The organism is Cupriavidus sp. FW305-26, from assembly GCF_058787975.1.
Map to the genome: position 1 here is coordinate 18,880 of NZ_JBYTAH010000043.1, position 25,628 is coordinate 44,507.

Here is a 25,628-nt window from a genome sequence, read left to right on the forward strand (position 1 = left end):
CCAGCCTGCTCGCCGTTAACCCCCAGGCGTCCCCATTTCCCAAACAACACCCAATTCCCCCGCCTGTTCGCGCGAATGGGAAGCCCCCCACGCTTCGATAATCCCTGCTGACGAATAGCGGCCTGCCGCTTCGCACGGAGCATGGATGTCCGAAGAAAGCGACCTCGAGAAAACCGAACCCGCCTCACCCCGGCGCCTGGAAAAGGCGCGCGAGGAGGGGCAGGTAGTGCGTTCGCGCGAGCTCGCCACCTTCATCATGCTGATCGCCGGCGTGACCGGCCTGTGGACGCTGGGCGGCCATCTGGGCCGCAGCCTGAACCAGGTGATGCAGGGGGCGCTGCGCTTCGAGCCGGCAACGGCGTTCGATACCTCGCGCATGCTGTCGCGCTTTGCCATGATGGTGTGGGACAGCCTGCTGGCCTTCCTGCCGCTGCTGTTCCTGTTCGGCGTTGCGGCGCTGGCGGCGCCGTTGCTGCTGGGGGGCTGGGTGTTCTCGGGCAAGTCCTTCGCGCCGCAGTTCTCGCGCCTGTCGCCGCTGGCGGGGCTGGGCCGGATGTTCTCCGCGCATTCGCTGGTGGAGCTGCTCAAGGCCGTGGCCAAGTCGCTGCTGGTGGGCAGCGTGGGCGCCTGGGTGCTGTGGCGGCGCCTGCCCGAGGCCATCGCGCTGATGAATGCGCCGGTGCAGGAAGCGCTGCTGCACATGGTGGACCTGGTCATGTATTGCTGCCTGGTGGTGTCGCTGTCGCTGCTGGTGGTGGCGGCCATCGACGTGCCGTGGCAGTACTGGGAGTTCTTCAAGAAGCTGCGCATGACCAAGGAAGAGGTCAAGCAGGAATTCAAGGAAAGCGAGGGCGACCCGCATATCAAGGGCCGCATCCGCCAGCAGCAGCGCGCCATGGCGCGCCGCCGCATGATGACCGAGGTGCCCAAGGCCGACGTGGTGGTGACCAACCCCACCCACTTTGCCGTGGCGCTGCGCTATGAGGAGGGGCGCATGGGCGCGCCGCGCGTGGTGGCCAAGGGCACCGGCGATATTGCCGCCCGCATCCGCGAGCTGGCTGCAGAGCACCGCGTGCCGCTGATGTCGGCCCCGCCGCTGGCGCGTGCGCTGCACCGCCACGTGGAGCTGGGCCAGGAAATCCCCGCCGGACTGTATACCGCCGTGGCCGAAGTGCTGGCCTGGGTCTATCAACTGAAGCACTGGCATTACTCGCAGGGCCCGCAGCCGCAGGCACCCGCGGACCTGCCGGTGCCCGATGAACTCGCCGTACCGGAAATGCGCGAATGAACGCTCTGAGCAACCTGTTCAACCTGCCCGGCCTGCGCTCCGCCGGCCAGCTCAAGGCCATGACCGGGCCGCTGCTGATCATCATGATCCTGGGGATGATGATCCTGCCGCTGCCGGCCTTCGTGCTGGACCTGCTGTTCACCTTCAATATCGCGCTGGCGATCATGGTGCTGCTGGTCAGCATGTACACGCAGAAGCCGCTGGACTTTGCCGCCTTCCCGGCGGTGCTGCTGTTCACCACGCTGCTGCGCCTGTCGCTGAACGTGGCCTCCACGCGCGTGGTGCTGCTCGAAGGCCATACCGGCCCGGACGCCGCGGGCAAGGTGGTGGAGGCCTTCGGCCACTTCCTGGTAGGGGGCAACTTCGCGGTCGGCATCGTGGTGTTTGCGATCCTGGTGGTGATCAACTTCATGGTGATCACCAAGGGTGCGGGGCGTATCGCCGAAGTCGGCGCGCGCTTCATGCTGGATTCGATGCCCGGCAAGCAGATGTCGATCGATGCCGACCTGAACGCCGGCCTGATTGACGAAGCCGCCGCCAAGAAGCGCCGCGCCGAAGTGGCGCAGGAATCCGACTTCTACGGCGCCATGGACGGCGCCAGCAAGTTCGTGCGCGGCGATGCCGTGGCGGGCCTGCTGATCATGTTCATCAACGTTGCCGCCGGCATGGTGGTGGGCATGGTGCAGCACGACCTGGACTTCGGCACCGCCGTGCACAACTACACGCTGCTGACCATCGGCGACGGCCTGGTGGCGCAGATCCCGGCGCTGGTGATCTCCACCGCCGCCGGCGTGATCGTGTCGCGCGTGTCGAACGAGCAGGACGTGGGCGAGCAGCTCACCGGCCAGCTCTTTGCCAACCCGCGCGTGCTGTACCTGACCGCGGGCATCATCGGCCTGATGGGCATCATCCCGGGCATGCCGCATTTTGCCTTCCTGCTGCTGGCGGGCGCGCTGGTGTGGATGGGCCGTTATATGTCGCGCCGCGCCGCCACGCAGGAGCAGGTCAAGCAGCGCGAGGAGCGCACCCCGGCGGTGGCGCAGGAATCCACTGAAGCGAGCTGGGACGACGTCACGCTGGTCGACCCGCTCGGCATGGAAGTGGGCTACCGCCTGATCACGCTGGTGGACCGCGCGCAGGACGGCGAGCTGCTGGGCCGCATCAAGAGCATCCGCAAGAAGGTGGCGCAGGAGATCGGTTTCCTGGTGCCGGTGGTGCATATCCGCGACAACCTGGAGCTCAAGCCCAACGCCTACCGCATCACGCTCAAGGGCGTGGAGATCGGCCGCGGCGAAGCCATGCCGGGCCAGTGGATGGCGATCAACCCCGGGCAGGTCAGCGGCACGCTGCCTGGCGCGGCCACGCGCGATCCTGCCTTCGGCCTGCCGGCGGTATGGATCGACGCGGGCATCAAGGAGCAGGCGCAGTCCTACGGCTATACCGTGGTCGATGCCAGCACCGTGGTGGCCACGCACCTGAACCACCTGATCCACATGCACGCCGCCGAGCTGCTGGGCCGCCAGGAAGTGCAGGCGCTGCTGGACCGCATCGCCAAGGACTCGCCCAAGCTGACCGAAGACCTGGTGCCGAAGGCCATTTCGCTGACCGCGCTGCAGAAGATCCTGCAGAACCTGCTGGACGAAGGCGTTCCCATCCGCGACATGCGCACCATCCTGGATGTGGTGGCCGAGCATGCGCCCAAGATCAGCGACCCGAACGAGCTGACCGCGATGGTGCGCGTGGCGCTGGGCCGCGCGATCACGCAGCAGCTGTTCCCGAACAACGCCGACCTGCAGGTGATCGGCCTCGATGCCGGCCTGGAGCGCGTGCTGTCGCAGGCGCTGACCAATGGCGGCGGGATCGAGCCGGGCCTGGCCGATGCGCTGCTGCAGCAGACCCAGGGCGCGGTCACGCGCCAGGAGCAGCTGGGCATGGACCCGGTGCTGCTGGTGCCGTCGCAGCTGCGCCCGCTGATGGCGCGCTTCCTGCGGCGCACCATGCCGCAGCTGAGGGTGCTGTCGCATGCCGAGGTGCCGGACAACCGCAATATCCGCATCACCGCCATGATCGGCGCGTGAGGAGTCATAGATGAGCGTAGCCAAGTTTGTCGCGGCCAACGGCCGCGAAGCCATGCGCCAGGTGCGCGAAGCCATGGGCCCGGACGCCGTGGTGCTGTCCAACCGCACCGTCGAGGGCGGCGTGGAGATCGTCGCCATGCGCGATGCGGATCTGGGCAGCGTGCAGGCCACGGCACAGGTCTACGTGCCGCCCGCGCCGGTGGTCGAGCCCGCCGCCATCGGCGACCTGCGCGGTGAGCTGCAATCGATGCGCGCAATGCTGGAGCGCCAGCTGGCCGGGATCAGCCCTGCCCAAAGCGCGGTTCCAAGCGCGGCAGCGCACGGCGTGGCCGCCAGCGACCCGCTGCGCGAATCCCTGTTTGAATGGATGGTCGGCGCCGGCTTCTCCGGGCAGCTGGCGCGCACGCTGCTGGCGCGGCTGCCGCTGGGCTACGACCGCCCCGCGGCCATGGGCTGGATCCGCACCGAACTGGCCAGCAAGCTGCCGGTGCTGGGCGATGAGGACAGCCTGTTCGCGCAAGGCGGCGTGCTGGCGCTGGTGGGTCCCACCGGCGTAGGCAAGACAACCACCACGGCCAAGCTGGCGGCGCGCTTCGTGCTGCGCCACGGCGCCGACAAGCTGGCGCTGCTGACCACCGACAGCTTCCGTATCGGCGCGCACGAACAGCTGCGCATCTACGGCGACATCCTGGGCGTGCCGGTGCATGCGGTAAAGGATGCCGCCGACCTGCGCTTCGCGCTGGCGGCGATGAAGGACAAGCACCTGGTGATCATCGACACCGTCGGCATGAGCCAGCGCGACCGCAGCCTGTCGGAACAGATCGCGATGCTGGCCGGCGTGCCGGCGCCGGTGCAGCGCGTGCTGCTGCTCAACGGCGCCAGCCACGGCGATACCCTCAATGAAGTGGTGCATGCCTACCGTCATGACGCCGCGCCGGATGGGGGCGGCATCGACGGCTGCATCATCAGCAAGCTGGATGAGGCCACCCACCTGGGCTCGGTGCTGGACGTGGTGATCCGCCACCGCCTGCCGGTGTTCTACGCCTCCACCGGCCAGCGCGTGCCCGAGCACCTTGAGCTGGCCAACAGCACCGCGCTGGTGGAGCGCGCCTTCCTGACGCCGCGCCGCGGTTCGGTATTTGCCGATGCGGACGCCGCACGCCGGCGCAGCGCCGGCACCGATGACGAGGCCCCCGCGCGTGGCGGTGCCGACGAGGTGCTGCGCTCGCTGACCGACAGCGCCGACGCGCTGAGCCAGTGCGTGGCGGAACTCAATGGCGCGGGCCTGGGTCTGGACCTGGCGCGCTCGCTGTGGCAACAGCGCAGCGCCGGCGCCCCGGCCCTGCGCGCGATGTCGCAGCAGGTGCGCGAAGCGGTCTGCCGCGACGTGACCCGCCAGTGCGAGCAGTACGTGCTGGCCAGTGCCGCCACGCTGCAAGTGGCCGTGCCCGGCCGCCGCACGCCGCAGCCGATGCAGCACACGCTGTGGCTCGCCGACCGCGACGGCATGCCGCTGGCCGCCACCGTGACCCCGACCGGCCGTGCCGGCCAGCCGTTGGGCGAGGCCGAGTCCGATGCCGCCAGCCTGCGCGCCGCCATGAGCGCCGCGCGCAAGGTGGTCAACCTGATCGATGCCGTACCGACCGCCGCCACGCTGGCACGCTGGCAGCAGGCCGGCGAGCGCTGGGTGGCCAGCGCGCGCAAGACCGCGCGCGTGGTCAGCGCCGGCGCCGCCTGGAAGCTCGATGCGCTGGCCGACACGCTGACCTTCCACGCCGTGGGCGAGGACACCGTGCGCGAGCGTGAAGCCGTGCGCTGGCTGGCCAGCGCCGAAGTGCGCGTGCCGGACAGCCCGGTGCGCGGCAAGGGCACGCCCGAAGGCGGCATCGATGCCTGCCTGGTGGTGGCCCGCCTGGCCGACCGCGCCACCGGCGAACTGCTGGATACCCGTTACCTGCTGTGCGACCCGGCGCTGGCGCAAGATGCCGCGCAGGTGGCGCGCTGGGCCTTGTGGACCGACGCAGCCGATGCGCGCCTGCGCACGCTGCGCCACGCCATCGACCACTTCGCCCAGGACGCCGAAAGCGGCCACGCCGCCGGCGCCGCGCTGGCCGCACTGCAGCTGGGCCTGTCGGTGCTGCGCCTGGAACACGCGCCGACCGCGGCCGCGCCCGCCTTCCTCGCGCGCCTGGCTGGCCGCACGGTGCGCCAGGGCGTGCCGGTGCCGGGCACGGTGCTCAATGAAGGCATGGGCCGCATGCTGGCATTGCTCGACGTGCTGGAAAACTATCCGGGCCGCGGCACCGCCGTGCCCGCTGAAGCGATGGAGGTGTTGCAGTGAGCGCCCTCGCCATGGACCAGGCCGAGAGCCTGCGCCGGATGCTGGCGCCGCGCACGACGCGCCGTATCGCCGTGGTCGCCAGCGAACGCGGTGCCGGCGCCACCACCGTGGCGCTGGGCTTGTCGCACGCGCTGGCCATGCAGGGCGAACGCGTGCTGCTGGTCGACGAAGACGCCGCCGCGGCGTGCGCCACGCGGCTGTCCGGCGCCAGGCCCGCCGGCACCCTGGCCGATGTCAGCGCAGGCCGCCTGTCGCTGGAAGCTGCTGCAGGCACCGGTTCCGGTGGCGTGCTGTCGGTGCTGCCGGCTGGCCGGAATGTGCCGGGCAGCGCCTTGCCGGCCGCTGCCGCGAGCGGTTTTCGCAGCGTGCTGGTGGATGCCGGCGTCGATGCCGACGGCGCGCTGTCGCCGCTCGCGGGCGGCGCGCACAACGTGCTGATCGTGATGCGGCCTGAACTGGCGTCGATCACCGCCGCCTACGCCTGCATCAAGCGCCTGCACCACCTGTATGCCTGGCGCCAGTTCCACCTGATCGTCAACATGGCGGCGAGCGAGGCTACGGTGCAGGCGATCCTGCGCAACCTCGCGCGCACGGCCAGCCAGTACCTGGGCGTTGAGGCGTTGTGCGCGGGCTGGCTGCCATCCGACCCGCTGGTGGCGCGCGGCGTGCAACTGGGGCGCTGCGTGGTCGAGGCGTTTCCGGCGGCGCCGGCCACCACCGCGCTGCGCCGCACCGCCGGCAGCATCGGTGCCTGGCCGCTGCGCGCGGACACGTCCGCGCCCGCGCCCGCAGCCGCAATGGCCTGAGCCTGCCAGCCATGCCATCCAACCGAACCAGACCCTGAGCCAGCCCCCGCCGCACGTTGCGGCGGTCCAGCAATCCAGCATTCACGAGAATTGCACCATGTACACGATCCAGGGAAAGCTCGAACAGGCCGATGTGGTCAAGGCGCATGCACAGCTGGTGCGCCGCATCGCCCTGCAACTGGCCGCCAGGCTGCCTGCCAGCGTGCAGATCGACGACCTGATCCAGGCCGGCATGATCGGCCTGCTGGATGCCGCCAAGCGTTATGAAGACACCCACGGCGCGCGCTTCGAGACCTACGCCAGCCAGCGCATCCGCGGCGCCATGCTTGACGAGGTGCGCGCCAACGACTGGCAGTCGCGCAGCCTGCGCCAGTTCACCCGGCGCATCGAGCGCACGCAGCGCGGGCTGGAGCAGAAGCTCGGGCGCGCGCCGCTCGACTCCGAAGTGGCCGAGGCCATGGAGATGGCGCTGGACGAATACCAGCTGCTGCTCAATGAGGTCTATGGCTGCCAGCTGCTGCACTACGAGGATTTCGAGCGCTCCGGCGAAGAAGACTTCCTGGACCGGCACCTTGGCGGCAGCGATGACGGCAACCCGCTGACCGTGCTGATGGAAAGCGGCATGCGCGAGGCGCTGATCCGCGCCATCGACCGGCTGCCGGAGCGCGAGAAGCTGGTGCTGTCGCTGTGCTATGACCAGGAGCTGAACCTGCGCGAGATCGGCGCGGTGCTCGATGTGACCGAGTCGCGCGTGTGCCAGATCCGCGGCCAGGCGATCACGCGGCTGCGCAACCAGCTGCGCGGCTTGCTGTGATGCAGGCGCTGGGCCGCGCCGCGCGCGGCGCTTGCTGGCTGCTGGCTGCCGCATCGGCCTGCGCCTGGGCCGCCATCGAGGGCGGCACCCGCCACGCCTGGACCGGATCGGTCAACGGGCCGGCACTCCACGGCCGCGGACAGCGCGCGGTGTCGCCGCCGATCCTGCCCACCGGCGTCTTGCCGCAGTCAGAAGGGGTCATCACGTCGGTGCGCTGGCGCTACAGCTTCGCCAAGACCCCACCGCTGGAACTGCAAGCCTATCTCTGCAATGCCCAGCGCTGCGTGCTGCTGCCGCAGGCGGAAGGCAAGACCGATGCGTTCTTCGGGGATGATGCCACCAAGGGCTTTGTGTTTGCGTTCCGGGTGCCGGGGCAGGGCAGCCTGGTGCCGGTGCTGCAGGGGCGCAGCAATGAGGTGGTGGTGGGGTTTAGGTAGGAGTGAATGTTCGGTTCTTTCGTCACTTCTGAATAAGTGACGAAAGAACGGAACATCTGGCGATCGCCTCAACCCGCCGCCAGACTCACCCCACCAGCCCCGGCAGCCGCCTTCCCATCCTTCCCATACAACCCCGCATCCCCGCCGCCATGCTGGCGCAGCGCCTGGATGGCTTCGCGGGTGAAGTCGAGGTGGGCGTTGACGACGGCGCCGTTCAGGGCGTTGCCGTGGCGCGCGGTGCGCGCGGCGAAGATCAGCTGGCGCCAGGCGTCGGCCACGGCCGGGTCGACCTGGCGGCCGAGCAGCTGGCCTTCGGGGCCGGCGCGCAGGCCAAGCGCGCCCATCTGGGCTTCGCGGGCCTTGAGCTGGCGGGACAGGGCCTGGCCCAGTTCAACCTTGCGCGTCAGCAGTCCGCTCAGGGACTGGAAGTCGCCCCGCTTGAGGGCGTCGCGCTCTTCGGCGAGGAGTTGGCCGAAGGCCTGGATGCCTTCGGTTTCGCGCTGCAGGGACTGGATCAGGCTCTGGTTCATTTGGGCTAGCGGGGTTCGGCCTGGCCAAGCTCGCGCAGGGTCGCGAGCAGGCCGTCGGCAATCTTGCCCGGGTCGATCCTGATCCGGCCCTCGGCGATGGCCTGGCGGATCTCTTCGACCTTGGCGGTGTCGATATCGTCGTCCGTGGGCTGCGCCAGGCGGGCGCTGATGTCGCGCACCTGGGCGGCCAGCGGGCTGACGCTCAGGCCGGCGGACGGCGCCGCGGCGCTGGCCGGCGCGGCCTGGGGCCGGGCGGCGGCAGCGTCCGCGGGGGCGTCGGCGGGCCGGGACGAGGCGGTGTGGTTGATCTTCACGGGGCGTTCCTTGCTGGTTTCCTATGGCATTACGGTTGCGCCGGCGAATTCTTTAGGGCGCTCGCCCCGATTTCGCCGCGCAGCGATGTCGGCGGCATTTTCGCATGCCGCCCGCCACGGGTTTGCAGTCTTTTGGCCACGATCAAGGCACTTTCGGCGGGCTACTGCAGCACCACGGTGTCGCCGCTGCGCACCAGCCCGTTGACCACCTGGCCGCTGCGCAGGCGCACCTGCACGGTGTTGCCAGTGGCGGCATCGGCCAGCACCTTGCCTTCGCTGGTGATCTGGAAGGCATCGCCTTCCACGGCCACGGTGACGGTCTGGCCCTGGCGCACGGCGATGGCCTTGCGCAGCAGGTCAGACCGTATCGGCGAGCCGGCGGCAATACGGTTGGCGGTGACCGCGCCGGCAAGCTGCGCCGGGTCGGTGATCACCGCGCGCGGCAGCGTGCCCAGGTCGCCCTGGCGGACTTCGATATCGGCCTGGCCGACCGGCTCGCCCGGGCCCAGCGCGCGCGCGGCGACGTAGTAATCGGTCAGCACCGACACGCGCGCCTGCATGTAGCGCACCCACGGCCGCTCACCGCCGCAGCGCACGCCTACAGAGACGCGGCCCCAAGGCGACGTGCCGGCGGGCAGGAACGGGTCGGGCGCAAGGCAATCCGGCGCGCGCCCACCCGAAGGCGGCGCCACCTGCACGCTGACCTTGCCCGGCAGGCCGGCGGTCTGCTGCAGCAGGAAGCGTTCCACGGCAACGCGCGCGGGGTCTTCGGCAAAGGGGCTGGCAGCGGGGTTGGCAGCATAGGCAGCCTGCTGCTGGCCGTGCGCGGCCGCCGCCTGCATGGCGACGGGCATGACCTGCGCCGGCGCGGCACCGGCGGCGGCGGGCCCAAGCAGGCAGGCCGCCAGCAGGGCTTGCGCCAGGCTGCGGGCGTTGCGGCGATTCTGTTTCATCTGGACTTCCCGGCAAGGACGGCACGGCATGCACGGCATGCCTGGCGCACCGCCCCGTGACTGGCCGCGCGCCCCGTTTACATCTGTCATCGGGGTCCCATTGTAGGCAGCCCCTCGCGCGAGGGCGGGCCGAAATGCATGGATTTCCCGTCCTTATTCATCCGATTGGCGTGACAGGTCGCCGCCTAAGATGGCAACCCTGAAGAAGGTCGTTCGCTCCGTTCACGTGAGCAGGGAGATCCCAGATGATTGACAGACTCGACGCGGCACTACGTTTCCAGCAGGAAGCGCTGAGCCTGCGCAACCAGCGGCAGTCGGTGATTGCCTCCAACATCGCGCACGCGGACACGCCCGGCTACAAGGCGCGCGATTTTGATTTCTCCAGCACGCTGGCGCAGAGCGTCGAACGCGGCCATCGCAATGAGGGCATGTCGCTGTCCACCACCTCGGTGCGCCATCTGCCCGCGCAGGCCCCGGGGCGCGAGGAATTCGACCTGGCTTACCGCATCCCGCTGCAGTCCAGCGTCGACGGCAACACCGTGGAAATGGATGCCGAGCGCGTGGCCTTCGCCGACAACGCCGTGCACTTCGAGTCCGGCCTGACGGTGATGAATTCAAAGATCAAGACCATGCTGGCCGCCATCCAGCAATAGATCGAGCAGTAAGGGAGAGAGCGCATGCCGGCAATGAACATCTTCGACGTCGCGGGCTCGGCCATGGCCGCGCAGTCGCAGCGCATGAACGTGACCGCTTCCAACCTGGCCAACGCCGACAGCGTGGTCAGCCCCGACGGCCAGGCCTATCGCGCCAAGCAGGTCGTGTTCGGCATGGCGCCCACACCGGGGCAGACGGACATCGGCGGCGTGCAGGTGCGAGGCGTGTCGGAAGACCCGTCGCCGCCGCGCATGGTGCACAACCCCACGCACCCCATGGCCAATGCCCAGGGCTACGTGGTGATGCCCAACGTCAACCCGGTGGAGGAGATGGTCAACATGATCTCGGCCTCGCGCTCCTACCAGGCCAACGTGGAAGTGCTCAATACCGCCAAGAACATGATGCTCAAGACGCTGACGATCGGCCAGTGACAAGCCTCGGCCTGTATCGGCAACGCCTCCACCAGCACGCACACAACGAACCGACATGACAACCACCTCCGCGGTAGGCAGCAACACCCAGGGCATCAACGACGCCCTCAAGAGCGGCAGCGCCAGCGCGTCCGAGCTGCAGAACAACTTCCTGACCATGCTCGTCACGCAGATGAACAACCAGGACCCGCTCAACCCGATGGACAACGCGCAGCTGACCTCGCAGCTGGCGCAGATCAGCACGGTCAGCGGCATGCAGACCATGAACGCGACGCTGTCGCAGTTGCTGTCGCAGGTCAGCGCCAGCCGCGCCATGGACTCCGCGGCGCTGATCGGCCATACCGTGATGGTGCCGGGCAAGCAGGTGTCGGTGGCAGGCGGCGTGCCGGGCAAGTTTGGCCTGGACCTGCCGTCGACCGCGGATGCGGTCACCGTCGACGTGCTCGACAAGGACGGCAACGTGGTGCGCACCATCGACATGAAGGGGCAGACCGCGGGCGTGCACAACGTCGCATGGGACGGCAAGAACAACGCCGGCGCGGCCGTGGCCGACGGCGACTACACCTTCAAGGTGACCGCCACCGCCAACGGCACCTCGGTGCAGCCGGTGGCGCTGGTCTACGGCAAGGTCCAGAGCATCAGCGGCGACGCCAGCGGCGTGCTGGTGGACCTGGGCGACGGACAGACCGCGAACGTCGACGACGTACGCCGCATTCTCTGAAACGCAGGTGCCGGCAGCGCACAGGCGCCGGCCGGCTTCAACGACCAAGCAAAAAGGAAGCAATCATGGGTTTCGGTCAAGGGGTAAGCGGCCTGAACGCCGCCGCGTCCAATCTGGACGTGATTGGCAACAACATCGCCAACGCCAACACGGTTGGCTACAAGCAATCGGCAGCGCAGTTTGCCGATGTCTACGCAGGCACCAAGATCGGCCTGGGCGTGCGCGTGAACTCGGTGGTGCAGTCGTTCAACCAGGGCAATATCGAAGCCTCAGGGCGCTCGCTGGATGTGGCTATCACCAACGGCAACGGCTTCTTCCGCCTGACCAGCCCGGAAGGCGCGGTCTACTACTCGCGCAACGGCCAGTTCCAGCGCCAGGAAGACGGCCGCATCACCAATATGCAGGGCCTGCAGGTGACCGGCTATCCGGCGGGCGTGGCCGGCGGCGCGGGCGTGCAGCCGCAGCCGCTGGTGATCAGCAACGCGCAGATGGAGCCCCGCGCTACCAGCAACATCACCGCCAAGTTCCAGCTTGACTCGCGCGCCACCGTGCCGACGCAGGCCTTCGCCAGCGCGGCCGGCTCGCCGCCGACCAGCAATATGTTCAACTACAGCACGGCGATCAACGTCTATGACTCGCTGGGCAACAAGCAGCAGCTGATGGCGTACTTCGCCAAGTCGGCGGGCGCCCCGACCGTCGCCGGTGGCACCGACTGGCGCATGTATGTGACCGACGTCAACGGCAATGCCGTCGGCGGCGCACCGGTCACACTCGCGTTCGACAATGCCGGCGCACTGCAATCGCCGGCGGCCGGCGCCATCACCCTGAGCCAGCCGGCCGCCAATGGCGCGCAGGCTATGGCGATGAAGCTGGACCTGACCGGCACCACCCAGTTCGGCGCCGACAACGACGTCAAGCAGCTCAGCCAGAACGGCTACACCTCGGGCAGCCTGCTGGGCTTCTCGGTCAATGGCGACGGCACCATCACCGGCAACTATTCCAACGAGCAGACCAAGCCGCTCGGCCAGATCGTGATGGCCGCATTCGGCAACGTCGAAGGCCTGAAGCCGGAGGGCGACAACGTGTGGTCGGCCACCGGCGCCTCCGGCCAGGCGCTGGTCGGCGTGGCCGGCGGCAGCATGGGCACGCTGCGCTCCAATGCGGTGGAAGCTTCCAACGTGGACCTGTCCGGCCAGCTGGTCAACCTGATCGTTGCGCAGCGCAACTACCAGGCCAATGCGCAGACCATCAAGGCGCAGGACACGGTCATGCAGACCCTGGTCAACCTGTGACCGCTACGCTGAGCTGAGCCGCCGCCATGGACCGCATGATCTACACCGCCCTGTCGGGCGCCAAGCAGATACTCGACCAGCAAGCGGCGGTATCGAACAACCTCGCCAACGTCTCCACGCCGGCCTTCCGCGCGCAGGTCAACCTGTACCGCGCGGTGCCGGTGGTCGGGCCGGAGGCGGGCACGCGCGCGTTTACGGTGGCCTCGACCCCCGGCGCCGACATGCGCGCCGGCCCGCTGACCTACACCGGCCGCACGCTGGATGTGGCGCTGCAAGGCAATGGCTGGCTGGTGGTGCAGGCACCGGACGGCACTGAGGCCTACACCCGCGCCGGCGCGCTGCAGGTGGCGCAGGACGGCCAGGTGCAGACCATCTCCGGCCTGCCGGTGATGGGCGATGGCGGTCCGCTGGCGGTGCCGCCGGGCTCGCAGGTGACCATCGGCACCGACGGCACCATCACCGCGCGCGGCCCCGGCGAAGCCTCTGCCGGCCTGGCGCAGGTGGGCCGGCTGCGCGTGGTCAACCCGCCCAACGACGCCATCGCGCGCGGCGATGACGGCCTGTTCCGCCTGCGTCCCGGCGCGCAGCCGCTGGAGGCCGATCCCACCGTGCGCGTGATCTCGGGCGCGCTGGAAGGCAGCAACGTCAACCCGACCGAAGCCATGGTCGAGATGATCGCCAATGCCCGCCGCTTCGAGATGCAGATGAAGATGATCCAGGGCGCCGACGGCAACGAGCAGCGCGCCAACCAGCTGCTCTCGACCAACTGACCTGAATGACTGACCGGCACGGCGCACCGTGCCAGCACCAACGCAAGGACCACCATGATCCGCTCTCTCTGGATTGCCAAGACCGGCCTTGATGCGCAGCAGACGCAGATGGACGTGATCTCGAACAACCTGGCCAACGTGTCGACCAACGGCTTCAAGCGCGGCCGCGCGGTGTTCGAGGAACTGATGTACCAGACCATCCGCCAGCCCGGCGCGCTGTCGTCGGACCAGACCACGCTGCCGTCGGGCATGCAGCTGGGCACCGGCGTGCGCCCCGTGGCCACCGAGCGCATCCACACCCAGGGCAACCCGCAGCAGACTGGCAATGCCAAGGACGTGGCCATCCTGGGCCAGGGCTTCTTCCAGGTGGCGCTGCCCGACGGCACCACCGCCTACACCCGCGACGGCTCGTTCCAGGTGGACCAGAACGGCCAGCTGGTGACCTCCAGCGGCTTCGTGATCCAGCCCGCCATCACCATCCCGGCCAATACGCTGTCGATGACCATTGCGCGCGATGGCACCGTGTCGGTGACGCAGCCCGGCTCCAGCGCCAACGTGCAGGTGGGGCAGCTGCAGCTGGCCACCTTCATGAACCCGGCCGGCCTGGAAAGCATGGGCGAGAACCTGTACGTGCAGACCGATGCCTCGGGCGCGCCCAACACCACCGTGCCGGGCCTGAACGGCGCTGGCGTGGTGCAGCAGAACTACGTGGAAGCGTCCAACGTGAACGTGGTGGAAGAGCTGGTCAGCATGATCCAGACCCAGCGCGCGTATGAGATCAACAGCAAGGCCGTGCAGGCATCCGACCAGATGCTGCAGCGCCTGTCGCAACTGGGTTGACTGGTGTGAACATGGCCACCTTGCTTTCCCGCCTGGGCGCGCATGCGCTGGTTTGCCTGGCCGGCGTGGCAATGCTGGCCAGCGGCGGCTGCGCGCTGATGCCGCGCGAGCCGCTGGTGCAACTGCCCACCACCGCGCGCGCAGAGCCGCGGCCGATGGGGCCGGCTTCGGGCTCGATCTACCAGTCGTCCTACGCCGGCAACCCGCTGTTCGAGGACCGGCGTCCGCGCAATGTGGGCGACATCCTGACGATCCTGATAACCGAGAACGTCAACGCCAGCAAGAATTCCGGCACCAATACCAGCCGCACCGGCAACACCGCGCTGGCGTTCGATGCCGTGCCGCGCGCGCTCAGCGGCCTGTTCAACAGCAGCAGCAACGCCAGCATCAACGGCGCCAACACCATGAAGGCCAGCGGCGGCGCCAGCGCGGCCAATACCTTCAACGGCACCATCACCGTGACCGTGCTGGAGGTGCTCACCAACGGCAACCTGGTGGTCTCCGGCGAAAAGCAGATGGCCATCAACCAGGGCGCCGAGTTCATCCGCTTCTCCGGCGTGGTCAATCCGCGCACGATCACCGGCGACAACGCCGTGCTGTCGACGCAGGTCGCCGATGCGCGCATCGAATACACCGCCAAGGGTGTGATCGACGAAGCGCAGAACATGGGCTGGCTGCAGCGCTTCTTCCTCAATGTTTCACCGTTCTGACCGCGCCATGTCTGCTCCGATGCTCGCCCGTTTCCTGTCCCGCCTGCTGCGCCTGAGCGTGATCAGCCTGGCGCTGGGCGTGGCCTTTGGCGCCTTTGCCAGCGTCGCCAAGGCCGAGCGTCTGAAGAACCTGGCCACGTTCCAGGGCGTGCGCGAGAACCCGCTGGTGGGCTACGGCCTGGTGGTCGGCCTGGACAACACCGGCGACCAGACCATGCAGACGCCGTTCACCACGCAGAGCCTGACCAACATGCTCTCGCAGCTGGGGATCACGCTGCCGGCCGGCAAGAACATGCAGCTCAAGAACGTGGCGGCGGTGATGGTGACCGCCTCGCTGCCTGCGTTCGCGCAACCCGGCAGCCAGCTGGACATCGTGGTGTCGTCGATGGGCAATGCCAAGAGCCTGCGCGGCGGCACGCTGCTGATGACCCCGCTCAAGGGCGCCGACGGCCAGGTCTATGCCATCGCCCAGGGCAATATGCTGGTGGGCGGCGCGGGCGCGTCGGCCAACGGCAGCAAGGTGCAGGTCAACCAGCTGGCGGTGGGGCGCATCGCCAATGGCGCGATCGTTGAGCGCGCGGTGGCGCCGTTCCAGCCGGATGGCGGCGTGCTCAACCTGGAACTGAAGGACACCGATTTCGGCACCGCCGAGCGCGTGGTGGAAGCCATCAACCGCTCCATGGGCGGCGGCGTTGCCGCGGCGCTGGACGGGCGCGTGGTGCAGGTGCGTGCGCCGGCCTCGGCGGCCGCGCGCGTGGGCTTCCTGGCCCGCATCGAGAACATCGACGTGACCCCGGCCAAGGCCGCGGCCAAGGTGATCCTGAACGCCCGCACCGGTTCCATCGTGATGAACCAGGCCGTGACCGTGGAAGACTGCGCGGTGGCGCACGGCAACCTGTCGGTGGTGATCAACACGCAACCGGTGATCAGCCAGCCCGCGCCATTTAGCGAAGGGCGGACGGTGGTGGCGCCGGTGTCGCAGATCGACATGAGGCAGCAGGGCGGCTCGCTGCAGATCGTCAAGGCGGGCGCCTCGCTGGCCGCCGTGGTCAAGGGGCTGAACGCGCTGGGCGCAACCCCGGCCGACCTGCAGACCATCCTGGAAGCCATGCGCGCGGCCGGGGCGCTGCGCGCCGAGCTGGAAGTGATCTGACCATGAACACGGCACGACCCCCGCAGGCGGCGGAGCTGACGCAGCGCTTTGCGCTGGACACGCAGGGCTTCGAGGCGCTCAAGCACAGCGCGCGCGGCGGCGCCGACGCCAATACGCTGCAAGCCGTCGCCAGGCAGTTCGAGGCGGTGTTCACGCAGATGGTGCTCAAGAGCATGCGCGATGCCACCCCGCAGGACGGCCTCTTCGACAACGAGCAGAGCAAGCTCTATATGTCGATGATGGACCAGCAGCTTGCGCAGCAGATGTCGTCGCGCGGGATCGGCCTGGCCGACGTGATGGTGCGGCAGCTGGCGCGCGCCACGGGCACGCCGATGCCGGCCGGCATGAGCGCCATGAGCCCGGCCGAGTCAGGCAAGGCGGCCGATGCCGAGATGGCAAGGCTGCTCGACAGCCGCGGCGCCGGGGCGATCCCGGCCGACGCCGGCGAGCAGGCCGACCTGCCGGCGATCGGCACCATCGTGCCGGGGCAGAACTGGAATCCCACTGCCGGCCTGCGCCAGTACCAGCCGCAGTGGTACGCGGACCGTGGCCAGGGCGAGGACAGGCTGGGACGGTTGCCGGACGACGCGCCGTCCCACGTCAGCGCCTTTGTCGCCCGCATGGCCGGGCCCGCGGAAGCCGCCGCGCGCGCCAGCGGCGTGCCGGCGCGGCTGATCGTAGGCCAGGCCGCGCTGGAATCCGGCTGGGGCCAGCGCGAGATCACGCACGCCGACGGCTCCACCACCTTCAACGTCTTCGGCATCAAGGCCGGGGCCAGCTGGAAGGGGCGTGTGGCCGAGATCACCACCACGGAATATGTCGACGGGCAGCCGCAGAAGGTGCGGGCGAAGTTTCGCGCCTATGGCTCGTATGACGAGGCCTGTGCCGACTATGCCCGCCTGCTGACGAACAACCCGCGCTACGCGGGCGTGGTCAGCGCGGCGTCGGCTGAAGAGGCGGCGCATGGCTTGCAGCGCGCGGGCTATGCCACCGATCCGGCGTACGGGCACAAGCTGGTGAAGATCATGAAGAAGGTCGCAGCCTGAGGGCAGGGGGAAGCCAGCGGATCTGGCGAAGATCACTTCCACACCTAAAGTCCCGCCCCCACCCAGCCGATAACTTCCACATCCACCACCGCCGGCCCTCGCCGCGGTAGTCCCATCAATCCGGGGTCAGAGCACAATGTCTCTCTTCAGTATTGGTCTTTCCGGCCTGAACACCGCGCAGAACGCGCTGACGACGACCGGCCACAATTTTGCCAATTCGGCGACCGAAGGCTATTCGCGCCAGAATACCATCGTGGCCTCGGCCGGCGGCCAGTACACCAGCCAGGGTTTCTATGGCTTCGGCTCCAACACCACCACGGTGATCCGCGTCTATGACGAGTTCCTGACCGGCCAGCTGCGCGGCGCCACCTCGGCCAGCGCATCGCTGGCGGCGTACTCGGACCAGATCGCCCAGATCGACAACCTGCTCGCCGACCAGAAGGGCGGCCTGGCGCCGCTGATGCAGAAGTTCTTCGCGGCGGTGCAGGCAGTGGCTGACACCCCGGCCGATCCGGCAGCGCGCCAGGGCATGCTGTCGGCGGGGCAGGCGCTGGTGGGGCAGGTGCGCTCGGCCAGCAACTACTTCAAGCAGCTGCAATCGGGCGTCAATGAGCAGGTCGGCACCGCCGTCACGCAGGTCAACGCGTACACCAGGCAGATTGCCAACCTGAACCAGGAAATCACCCGCCTGAAGGCTGCCTCCGGCGGCCAGCCGCCCAACGATCTGCTGGACCAGCGTGACCAGGCCGTGGCCGAGCTGACCAGGCTGGTCGGCGCCAAGGTGGTGGTGCAGGACAGCGGCACCTACAACGTCTTCGTCGGCAACGGCCAGCCGCTGGTGATGGGCAATGACGCGTACGAGCTGAAGGCGGTAGCCTCGGCGGCCGATCCCAACCGCACCGTGGTGGCCTACACCCTGCCCAACGGCAACGTGTTCGAGAGCGAGCCGGGCGCGATCACCGGCGGTTCGCTGGGCGGCCTGCTGCAGTTCCGCACCGAATCCCTGGACGCGGCGCAGAACGCCATCGGCCGGCTGTCGCTGGCAATCGGCCAGAGCTTCAATGCGCAGCACAAGCTGGGCATCGACCTGAACGGCGCGATTGGCACCGACATGTTTGAACTGGGTAGCGCCACCTCGATCCCCAACGCCAACAACACCGTGAAGACCACGGTGGCAACGACCAGGATCGACAATGCCTCGGCCCTGACCACCAGCGACTACAAGCTGCAGTTCGACGGTACCAACTACACGCTGACGCGTCTCTCCGACAACCAGCAGGTGGTCACGCCGGTGCCCGCCGGCGGCGCCAGCTACCCGCTGCAGTTCAGCGCCGACGGTTTCACAGTCGAGATCAATGCGGCGATGGGCACCAACGATTCGTTCACGATCCAGCCCACGCGCAATGCCGCCACCGGCTTCGACATGGCGATCAGCGACCCGGCCAGGATCGCCGCGGCATCGCCGGCTCGCGCCGACGCGGCGGCGTCGAACAAGGGCAACGGCACGGTCAGCCTGGGCAAGGTCGCGCCCGGCTATTCGCTGCTGGCTGGCACGATCACCGCCAGGTTCGACGGAACCACCTATGTCTTCAGCGATGCCAACGGACCGCTCGCGACCCAGCCGGCGCCCGTGTCCAACGGCAGCAATACCGACTACACCCTCAACGGCCTGACCTTCAGCTTCGGCGGCACGCCCGCGACGGGCGACACCTTCACGCTGAGCAGCAACGCCGGCGCGGTCAAGGACAACGGCAACATGCTGGCGCTGGCGAAGCTGCAGAACGCCAAGACCATCGGCGGTGTGTCCAGCTTCAGCGAGGGCTATGCCCAGCTGGTCAACGACGTCGGCACGCGCGCCAAGTCGGTCAAGATCGCCTCGGCCTCGCAGGACAGCATCACCACCCAGATCAAGACCGCGCAGCAATCGGTGTCCGGCGTCAACATGGACGAGGAGACCGTGTCGATGCTGCGCTTCCAGCAGCTGTACCAGGCCAACGCCCGGGTGATCCAGACGGCCGGCACGCTGTTCGACACCATCATCGGCATCGGCAGGTAAGCGGCGGCACCCACAAGCGTCAGCAGAGTCAGAAGAGGTAACCAATATGCGCGTTGCAAGCTCCACCCTGTACCAGCAAGGCCTGGCTTCGATGAACTACCAGCAGGGCTCGCTGCTGCATATCCAGCAGCAGCTAGGCACCGGCCGCAGCATCCTGACGCCGTCCGACGATCCCGTCGGCGCCACCCGCGCGCTGGGCGTGAGCCAGGCACAGGCCGTCAACGGCCAGTACGCAACCTCGCGCAAGCAGGCCAATATCGCGCTGGCCGCGGAAGAAAACGCACTGCAGTCCGTGACCACGGTCACGCAGAACATCCAGACGCTGCTGGTGCAGGCCGGCAACGGCACCATGAGCGATGCCGACCGCGGCTCGCTGGCCACGGCGCTGGAAGGCCTGTACAACCAGCTGGTGGGCCTGGCCAACTCCGACGACGGCAACGGCCAGTACCTGTTTGGCGGCACCCGCTCCGGCAGCGCGCCGTTCACGCAGAGCAAAGGTCCGGGCGCCTACATCGGCGACAACGGCCAGCAACTGCTGCAGGTCGATATGGCGCGCCAGATGCCCGCCGGCAACACCGGGCGCGAAGTGTTCATGAGCGTGACCGGCGGCGCCGGCTATGTCGTCAAGGGCAATGCCAACAACACCGGCAGCGCCACGTTCGGCACGGTGTCGACCACGAACCCGAGCGATCCCGACTATGGGCTCTCGATGCAGGTCACGTTCGCGGCCAATGCCAGCGGCCAGATGGAATACACCATCACCGACCTGTCGGCAGGCACGACCCCCGCACCGGTCGTGAAGGGCCCCGTCGCCTACACGTCGCCAGCCCATATCGACGTCGCCGGCGTCAGCTTCAACGTGACCGGCGATCCCAAGGACGGCGACACCATAACCATGGTTCCCGCCAGCGAGGCCGGCACCGACATGTTCGCCAATCTGCAGACCGTGATCGACACGCTGCGCCAGCCCACCCCCGACAGCAGTGATCGGGCGCATCTTGGCAACGTCATCTCCACCGCCACGCGCCAGTTCTCCAACTCGCTCGACAACGTGCTGACCGTGCGGGCATCGGTGGGTTCGCGCATGAACGAGCTCGATGCGTTGGATGATGTGGGGTCCAACCGTGACCTGACGTACTCGCAGACGCTGTCGGGACTGCAGGATCTGGATTACGCGAAGGCGATCACCGAGTATTACCAGCGGCAGACGGCGCTGCAGGGGGCGCAGCAGTCGTTTATGCAGATTCAGGGGATGAATTTGTTTAAGTATTTGTAAGGTGGGTGGGGCGGCGGCCTCAGGTGTGTTCTTGTCTAGCCGGAACAAAGTCCCGCAAAACCCCGAAAGAAGTTTTGCATCCGCGGGTAGCAGCTCCATTTAGCGACGTGCACGAAGGCGGACACGCAGGAGCCATCAGGAGATGGCACCGTCCTCGGCCTGCACTTCCGCCTGGCCCCACGTAACCCGGGGGACCTTTCTATTTTTCCGAAGCGCAAGATCGCCGGCTCTTGCCAAGCGCCTTGCCCGCTCCGGTGCCAGCGTGAACGGCTTACGCGAGCACGTGAAACGGGCGCTGGAAGGCTACGGACCCGGCGTCTTGCCCGAGCGGGGCTTCCGCAGAAGGCGGAAGGTCCAGCAGCGCGCGCACGTCCCGTTCTACCGTCGCGAGCGAAGCGGACCTGGACAGGGAGCGGGCAAAGCGGCTGTCGAGGCCTGGTGGCAGACGCAGCCACATATTGTCCGAGACCAGCAGCAGGCGCCTTGGCTTCAGCGCCAGGCTGGCCAGGCGCAGCAGGTGCCAGCCGTCGGCAAGATCCGGCGGCATGCCGAACACAAGCAATGCCGGAGCCGGCAGGCGCGCATTGCGTGCCGCCAGGGCGTCCGTTTCCACGAGTTCGACCCGGCCAATGCCCGGCATTTCTCCGAGCAGGCGCATGACTCCGTGCCGGTACACCGGCATGTCGTCGATCACCACGGCATTTGCCTCGCGGTTGCGCCCCAGGACTTGTTCCCAGGCGGCCGCTCCACGGTTCGTCCAGCTCATCCTTGTTTCCTCCGGTTTGCCGGCGTTGGCTTCGTGGCCAGCGCCCTGCACCAGTACCAGCAAGGGCAATGCCAACTCTGGCAAGGCCGCCTCGTGCCATTGCGCACAGGCGCGGGAGCCAGGCCCGCTGCGGGTTTCCGGGAGGTTGACGCGGACCTGCCGGCCTTTGCGGACGACTGGCAGCCGCGGCGGGGTGTTACGTGTAACGTAACGTGTTACGCGACCAGCCTCGGCCGGACGCCGGAGGCTGTCGAAACCAGCGTCCCGCGCAGAGCAGGACGCCAATGACCGAAAGCTGGTGCTCAATTGCGATCGGTCTCAATTCGCCTTAACCTGTCACATAGCCCCACCCTGGAACCGCGCGATGCAAGCACATCCCTTACGCCTCTCTCCCGGCGACGATCTGCGTGCCGCACTCGAAGACGTGCTGAGTCGGCTCAAGTTGCATGCGGCTTTCGTCATCCAGGGAATCGGGAGCCTCAGCGTTGCCCAATTGCGATTTGCCGGGGCGGAAGACGCTACCGAACTGCGTGGCAATCTGGAGATCCTGACGCTCGCCGGATCCCTGTCACCGGATGGAGCGCACCTGCACATGTCGGTTGCGGACTCGCGAGGTCGGGTGCTCGGTGGTCATGTGGCGCGCGGTTGCACGGTCCGTACGACTGCCGAGATATTGCTGGCGCTGCTTCCCGAACATCGTTTCGCCCGTGAGTACGACCAGAGTTCAGGGTTCATGGAACTGGTGGTACGGAACGAGCCGCCGCTGGATTAGATTCGAAGCAACCCGGGCAGCGTGGATGAATGAGGTCGTTCGGCCCGTTTCAGCCACTCGGTGCGAGTGTTCGGGCGACCGCCTTACGCATGAAGCCTATGCCTTGGCACACTTGACGACGGTATCGAGCGTGCGAGTGGTGATGCCCTTCCCGAACGAGCGTTCGAGCAGGCGCATGAACACCGGGACTTTCTTCGGATCGGGCACGTAGGCGCTGAAGACCTCCGTGGCATTGGCCTTGACGATGCTTGCGCCGTCGCGCTCGATGGGCAGCTCCACGTCTGGTGGCACCGGGTTGCGGAGAAAGGTGACAACCCGCTTGGCCGAAGGTGCAAGGCTGAGCTCGGCGAAAGGGTCCGAGTCGATGAGGTCCTGGAGATAGCGGGACGGCCGGACGAAGGTGTCGAAGCTGTGGCCCAGTTCAGACTGCATCGCCTTCTCGGCGCGTTGCTCCAGGCTGGCCAGTGACGACGATCGCGCGTTGAACACGATGTTGCCGCTGGAGAGCAGGGTTTTCACTTCGGAGAAGCCCGCCGCCTCGAAGCAGCGCTTGAGTTCGGGCATCCGGGCGTTCATCGGGCTGACGCCGCGAAGAAAGGCAACGTATCGGGACATGGCTATCTCGTGATTGCTGGCAAACCGCCACACAGCTCGCTCGCGGTCAACGGTAAACAGGCTGGTCAATGATAGACCAGTGCCGGCCAGCGGTTCAGCCCACCCACGTGTCAGCGCATGGCCGCTATGAAAAGGGGAGAATTAACAATCTCACAGGAGATGGCGAAACGACCTGCTAGCGCGCAGTTACGGACTCTCGAGCCGGGTACTTCATGGTTCAGTGCGCGAAGTACCCGCACGAGCGGCAGTCCGATGGCGCGAGTTGCGCCTGCAACGAAAATCTTCATGGCTTTTCTCCATTGAGCTGCGCAGGCTGGCAGCGCAGCGCAAAGTCGACGACACAGCGGAGCGGAGTGACGCCCCGTTCCGATTCGGTGAACGCCATTTTTTCTGGTCCTGGGACTTAAAAAAGCACCAAAAAGCTGAAGAATTCGTGTACCACCCTTCCCATGTGCTGTCAGTGCCTTTGCGCTAGGAGAACTTGCTGATCAGGTGTTGCAAGCGATCACAGGCAGCCGGCAGCTGCTGTTCAATCGCTGTCGCAACACCAAGGAGCAGTCCCGATCGCTGCGTAGACGCCGAGCAATACCACCCCGACAACGGGGCGGGCGCAAGGCCGTAGGCATAGGCTTCCCGAGCGATCGTCTTGTCGTCGGCGCCATCGGGAAGCCTCATCACCACGGCAAGTCCGGCCGGATAGGCCTGGAATCCCCTGGACCTCAGCGCAGCCAGCAGTGCATGGCTTCGGCCTGCATAGATGCGCTTCATCCGACGCAAGTGTCGGATATAGTGCCCATCCCGCATGAATTCAGCAGTTGCCATTTGCACTGCCGGTCCGGGCGCTGAAGCAAGGCAGGCCACGGCTTCATCGAATCGGGCTACCAGGGAGGCCGGCACCACGACAAATCCAAGCCGCAGCGTCGGACTGATGGTCTTGCTGAAGGACCCGATATGAATCACCCGCCCCGCACGATCGAGTGACGCCAATGCGGGAGCCGCGCGGCGTGTCAGCTGGAGTTCGCCCAGGTAATCGTCTTCGATGATCCAGGCATCCGCGCGTGTCGCCCAGTCGAGGATCTGCACCCGACGAGCGAGCGACAAGGTAGGACCCAGAGGCGCTTGTTGGCCCGCGGTGACCAAAGCCACCGCGGCATCTGGTGCGTGCGTTTCACCGTAGCTGACATCAATGCCTTCTTCGTTTACCGGGATGGGAACCGTTGCGAGCCGGGAAATTTCCAATGCCCTGCGGCTGGGAAAAAATCCCGGGTTCTCGACCCATGCCTTCCGGCCTTCGGCCTGAATCACTCGCAGCGCCACACCGAGCGCCCCTGAGCATCCCGCCGTAATGAAAATCTGTGAGGGCTGGCATTCAATGCCGCGTGCCAGGGCCAGATGCGCTGCGATCTCTCGTCGGAGTTCATGTTCGCCTCTTGGGTCCGGATACGCTGCAGGCGCTTCGACTTCGTCGCGTGCCGCACGGGCTCGCAGCCGCGAAAACAATGTAGCCGGGAAGCAGTCCGATGCCGGCACGCCCATTTGAAAGACCGCAGGTCCGGGCAGGAAATGCTGGTACAGCTCGGATCGCAGATCAGACTCGATGGAACGCGCACGCTCCGTGATCGGGCTCGCGACGGCAGCATGCTCAGAGACTCTGGTCCCCCAAGCGCGCGATGAAACGACCAGTTGTGCGTCGGCCAGCCGCTCATATGCAGTCTTGACGGTGCCTCGGGCAACCCCGAGTTGTGCGGCAAGATCTACCCAGGACGGCAGTCTGGCACCGGGAACGAGTACCCCGTTCTCAATGGCGCCGGTAATGCCGAGCCGAATCTGCTCCGCCAGTGAAGTTTTCGACGCGCGGTCAAGCTTCAGATCCAGGAGTCTCATAGCCTCTGGTACATCAGGAAATTGAACTTTTGGTTCTTTTTTATGAACCTCCGGGAGAGCATGATTCTAGCCTCACAGGAGATAAACATGAAACTTCAGCGCATTCTTCGCTCTCTTGTCGCGGCTACGAGCATCGCCTTCACCGGGGCTGCCGCTGCACACACCGTTGGCGATACGGTCAAGCCGAATTTCTCCCGGGCGATTCCCAACATCCCGGGCAAGTCGCTCATCGCCGTGGAGGTCCTTTATCCGCCCGGAGGCGCTTCGCATCCTCATACCCATGCCAAGTCGTCATTCATCTATGCATACGTCGTCTCGGGCAGCGTCGCCAGCAAGGTGAACGACGAGCCGGAACGCGTATACAAGGCTGGTGAGAGCTTCTTCGAGGAGCCAGGCGCACGCCATCCGGTGAGCCGCAATGCGAGCAAGACCAAGCCGGCAAAACTGCTCGCCGTGTTTGTCGTCGATTCAGACGACAAGGAACTGACGATCAACGACAAGTAGGAGTTTGAAATGAGACTGGATTACACCAAAGCATCGCCAGGCGGTGTGAAGGCATTTGGCGGCGTGTACGGCTATGTCATGCAGTCGGGCCTCGAAGACGTCCTCGTCGAGCTGGTCTATCTGCGCGTGAGCCAGATCAACGCGTGCGCTTATTGCCTGGACATGCATACCCGTGACCTGATCAAGAAGGGCGCTACGCCCGAGAAGCTTGCGCTCGTGCAAGCCTGGCGCGAAGCGGGGCCGTTGTTCACTCACCGCGAAAAGGCCGCACTCGCATGGGCCGAGTCGGTCACCCTGGTGGCGGACACACACGTGCCCGAGGAGGAATTCCAAGTCGCGACCGCGGCGTTCAACGAGAAAGAGCTCGCTGACCTCACGATGGCTATCAGCCTGATGAACGCCTATAACCGGCTCGCCATCAGCTTCCGGCGCGCCCCCGAGTCCGCACTGGCCGCTAAAGACTGATGCTTGTTGTCCCTCGGGTGCCGGGTGAAGTCTGTTGAGAAGCGCGCCTTTAGGGGCGTTTCCCTTTTGGGGGCACGTAGCCCCCGAGTTGCGCTTCGCAGCTTTCCATTCA

The 25,628-nt window shown here is 67.0% G+C and carries 26 protein-coding genes; 20 read left to right on the forward strand and 6 right to left on the reverse strand.

Annotated features, from left to right (window positions below; translation table 11 throughout):
* Positions 1-145 precede the first annotated feature (145 nt).
* The 6 genes from flhB to AC3WQZ_RS21965 all read left to right on the forward strand — a co-directional run bounded on the left by flhB (position 146) and on the right by AC3WQZ_RS21965 (position 7,764).
* Entirely contained in the window at positions 146-1,288 is a 1,143-nt protein-coding gene (flhB, locus tag AC3WQZ_RS21940) for a flagellar biosynthesis protein FlhB (RefSeq protein ID WP_492301247.1), read from the forward strand.
* Positions 1,285-3,366 carry a flagellar biosynthesis protein FlhA gene (flhA, locus tag AC3WQZ_RS21945; protein ID WP_011616442.1) on the forward strand — a complete coding sequence of 694 codons (2,082 nt, stop codon included), beginning with the start codon at positions 1,285-1,287 and terminating at the stop codon, positions 3,364-3,366. The genes flhB and flhA overlap by 4 nt, the downstream gene beginning before the upstream one ends.
* 10 nt (positions 3,367-3,376) lie before the next feature.
* Positions 3,377-5,707: a flagellar biosynthesis GTPase FlhF gene (gene flhF / locus AC3WQZ_RS21950; RefSeq protein ID WP_492301249.1), complete on the forward strand. Its 2,331-nt coding sequence runs from the start codon at positions 3,377-3,379 to the stop codon at positions 5,705-5,707.
* Between the two features lie 11 nt (positions 5,708-5,718).
* Positions 5,719-6,513 (forward strand): MinD/ParA family ATP-binding protein, encoded by a 795-nt coding sequence (locus AC3WQZ_RS21955; RefSeq protein WP_492301259.1) that lies wholly within the window; start codon positions 5,719-5,721, stop codon positions 6,511-6,513.
* A gap of 97 nt (positions 6,514-6,610) precedes the next feature.
* Complete coding sequence (locus tag AC3WQZ_RS21960) at positions 6,611-7,327, forward strand: RNA polymerase sigma factor FliA (RefSeq protein ID WP_010812673.1); 717 nt, start codon at positions 6,611-6,613, stop codon at positions 7,325-7,327.
* Positions 7,327-7,764: a flagellar protein FlhE gene (locus tag AC3WQZ_RS21965; RefSeq protein ID WP_010812672.1), complete on the forward strand. Its 438-nt coding sequence runs from the start codon at positions 7,327-7,329 to the stop codon at positions 7,762-7,764. Before AC3WQZ_RS21960 ends, AC3WQZ_RS21965 begins: the two co-directional genes overlap by 1 nt.
* Before the next feature lie 68 nt (positions 7,765-7,832).
* Here the strand turns inward: AC3WQZ_RS21965 and AC3WQZ_RS21970 are convergent, their stop codons facing one another.
* The 3 genes from AC3WQZ_RS21970 to flgA form a co-directional block, all read right to left on the reverse strand.
* A complete protein-coding gene (locus AC3WQZ_RS21970) occupies positions 7,833-8,294 on the reverse strand; it encodes a flagellar protein FlgN (RefSeq protein ID WP_492301250.1) in 462 nt (153 codons plus the stop codon).
* Positions 8,295-8,299: 5 nt separating this feature from the next.
* The gene (gene flgM, locus AC3WQZ_RS21975; RefSeq protein WP_058698281.1) at positions 8,300-8,608 is read right to left on the reverse strand and encodes a flagellar biosynthesis anti-sigma factor FlgM; all 309 of its coding nucleotides are present in this window, start codon (positions 8,606-8,608) and stop codon (positions 8,300-8,302) included.
* Between the two features lie 161 nt (positions 8,609-8,769).
* On the reverse strand, positions 8,770-9,561 hold the full coding sequence (flgA, locus tag AC3WQZ_RS21980) for a flagellar basal body P-ring formation chaperone FlgA (protein ID WP_011616445.1): 792 nt from the start codon (positions 9,559-9,561) through the stop codon (positions 8,770-8,772).
* Between the two features lie 245 nt (positions 9,562-9,806).
* Here flgA and flgB point away from each other — a divergent pair, with 245 nt between their 5' ends.
* The 11 genes from flgB (at position 9,807) to flgL (ending at position 20,510) form a co-directional block, all read left to right on the forward strand.
* Positions 9,807-10,214 carry a flagellar basal body rod protein FlgB gene (gene flgB, locus AC3WQZ_RS21985; RefSeq protein ID WP_010812668.1) on the forward strand — a complete coding sequence of 136 codons (408 nt, stop codon included), beginning with the start codon at positions 9,807-9,809 and terminating at the stop codon, positions 10,212-10,214.
* 24 nt (positions 10,215-10,238) lie between these two features.
* Entirely contained in the window at positions 10,239-10,646 is a 408-nt protein-coding gene (flgC, locus tag AC3WQZ_RS21990) for a flagellar basal body rod protein FlgC (protein WP_010812667.1), read from the forward strand.
* 55 nt (positions 10,647-10,701) lie between these two features.
* Positions 10,702-11,367: a flagellar hook assembly protein FlgD gene (gene flgD, locus AC3WQZ_RS21995; RefSeq protein WP_010812666.1), complete on the forward strand. Its 666-nt coding sequence runs from the start codon at positions 10,702-10,704 to the stop codon at positions 11,365-11,367.
* Between the two features lie 65 nt (positions 11,368-11,432).
* Entirely contained in the window at positions 11,433-12,659 is a 1,227-nt protein-coding gene (gene flgE, locus AC3WQZ_RS22000; protein ID WP_010812665.1) for a flagellar hook protein FlgE, read from the forward strand.
* Between the two features lie 26 nt (positions 12,660-12,685).
* The gene (flgF, locus tag AC3WQZ_RS22005; RefSeq protein ID WP_011616446.1) at positions 12,686-13,429 is read left to right on the forward strand and encodes a flagellar basal-body rod protein FlgF; all 744 of its coding nucleotides are present in this window, start codon (positions 12,686-12,688) and stop codon (positions 13,427-13,429) included.
* Positions 13,430-13,483: 54 nt separating this feature from the next.
* Positions 13,484-14,269, forward strand: a complete 786-nt coding sequence (gene flgG / locus AC3WQZ_RS22010) for a flagellar basal-body rod protein FlgG (protein ID WP_010812663.1) — start codon at positions 13,484-13,486, stop codon at positions 14,267-14,269.
* Between the two features lie 11 nt (positions 14,270-14,280).
* Positions 14,281-14,979, forward strand: coding sequence for a flagellar basal body L-ring protein FlgH (gene flgH / locus AC3WQZ_RS22015; protein ID WP_010812662.1), 699 nt, complete (start codon positions 14,281-14,283; stop codon positions 14,977-14,979).
* The gene (locus AC3WQZ_RS22020; RefSeq protein ID WP_011616448.1) at positions 14,963-16,132 is read left to right on the forward strand and encodes a flagellar basal body P-ring protein FlgI; all 1,170 of its coding nucleotides are present in this window, start codon (positions 14,963-14,965) and stop codon (positions 16,130-16,132) included. Before flgH ends, AC3WQZ_RS22020 begins: the two co-directional genes overlap by 17 nt.
* 2 nt (positions 16,133-16,134) lie before the next feature.
* A complete protein-coding gene (flgJ, locus tag AC3WQZ_RS22025) occupies positions 16,135-17,178 on the forward strand; it encodes a flagellar assembly peptidoglycan hydrolase FlgJ (RefSeq protein ID WP_011616449.1) in 1,044 nt (347 codons plus the stop codon).
* Positions 17,179-17,314: 136 nt separating this feature from the next.
* Complete coding sequence (flgK, locus tag AC3WQZ_RS22030) at positions 17,315-19,234, forward strand: flagellar hook-associated protein FlgK (protein ID WP_011616450.1); 1,920 nt, start codon at positions 17,315-17,317, stop codon at positions 19,232-19,234.
* Positions 19,235-19,280: 46 nt separating this feature from the next.
* Positions 19,281-20,510: a flagellar hook-associated protein FlgL gene (flgL, locus tag AC3WQZ_RS22035; protein WP_492301252.1), complete on the forward strand. Its 1,230-nt coding sequence runs from the start codon at positions 19,281-19,283 to the stop codon at positions 20,508-20,510.
* A 271-nt stretch (positions 20,511-20,781) separates the two neighbouring features.
* Here flgL and AC3WQZ_RS22040 read toward each other — a convergent pair whose 3' ends face one another.
* The gene (locus AC3WQZ_RS22040; RefSeq protein ID WP_492301254.1) at positions 20,782-21,360 is read right to left on the reverse strand and encodes a DNA-binding response regulator; all 579 of its coding nucleotides are present in this window, start codon (positions 21,358-21,360) and stop codon (positions 20,782-20,784) included.
* A 280-nt stretch (positions 21,361-21,640) separates the two neighbouring features.
* On the opposite strand from AC3WQZ_RS22040, the gene AC3WQZ_RS22045 reads away from it, so the two are divergent.
* Positions 21,641-22,048: a PPC domain-containing DNA-binding protein gene (locus tag AC3WQZ_RS22045; RefSeq protein WP_439672341.1), complete on the forward strand. Its 408-nt coding sequence runs from the start codon at positions 21,641-21,643 to the stop codon at positions 22,046-22,048.
* Positions 22,049-22,144: 96 nt separating this feature from the next.
* Here the strand turns inward: AC3WQZ_RS22045 and AC3WQZ_RS22050 are convergent, their stop codons facing one another.
* Positions 22,145-22,663, reverse strand: a complete 519-nt coding sequence (locus AC3WQZ_RS22050) for a DUF1697 domain-containing protein (protein ID WP_492301255.1) — start codon at positions 22,661-22,663, stop codon at positions 22,145-22,147.
* 471 nt (positions 22,664-23,134) lie between these two features.
* Entirely contained in the window at positions 23,135-24,547 is a 1,413-nt protein-coding gene (gene pdxR / locus AC3WQZ_RS22055; RefSeq protein WP_492294404.1) for a MocR-like pyridoxine biosynthesis transcription factor PdxR, read from the reverse strand.
* Between the two features lie 87 nt (positions 24,548-24,634).
* On the opposite strand from pdxR, the gene AC3WQZ_RS22060 reads away from it, so the two are divergent.
* Positions 24,635-25,051, forward strand: a complete 417-nt coding sequence (locus AC3WQZ_RS22060) for a cupin domain-containing protein (RefSeq protein ID WP_010812653.1) — start codon at positions 24,635-24,637, stop codon at positions 25,049-25,051.
* 9 nt (positions 25,052-25,060) lie between these two features.
* Positions 25,061-25,516 (forward strand): carboxymuconolactone decarboxylase family protein, encoded by a 456-nt coding sequence (locus tag AC3WQZ_RS22065; RefSeq protein ID WP_058698285.1) that lies wholly within the window; start codon positions 25,061-25,063, stop codon positions 25,514-25,516.
* Positions 25,517-25,628: the final 112 nt, after the last annotated feature.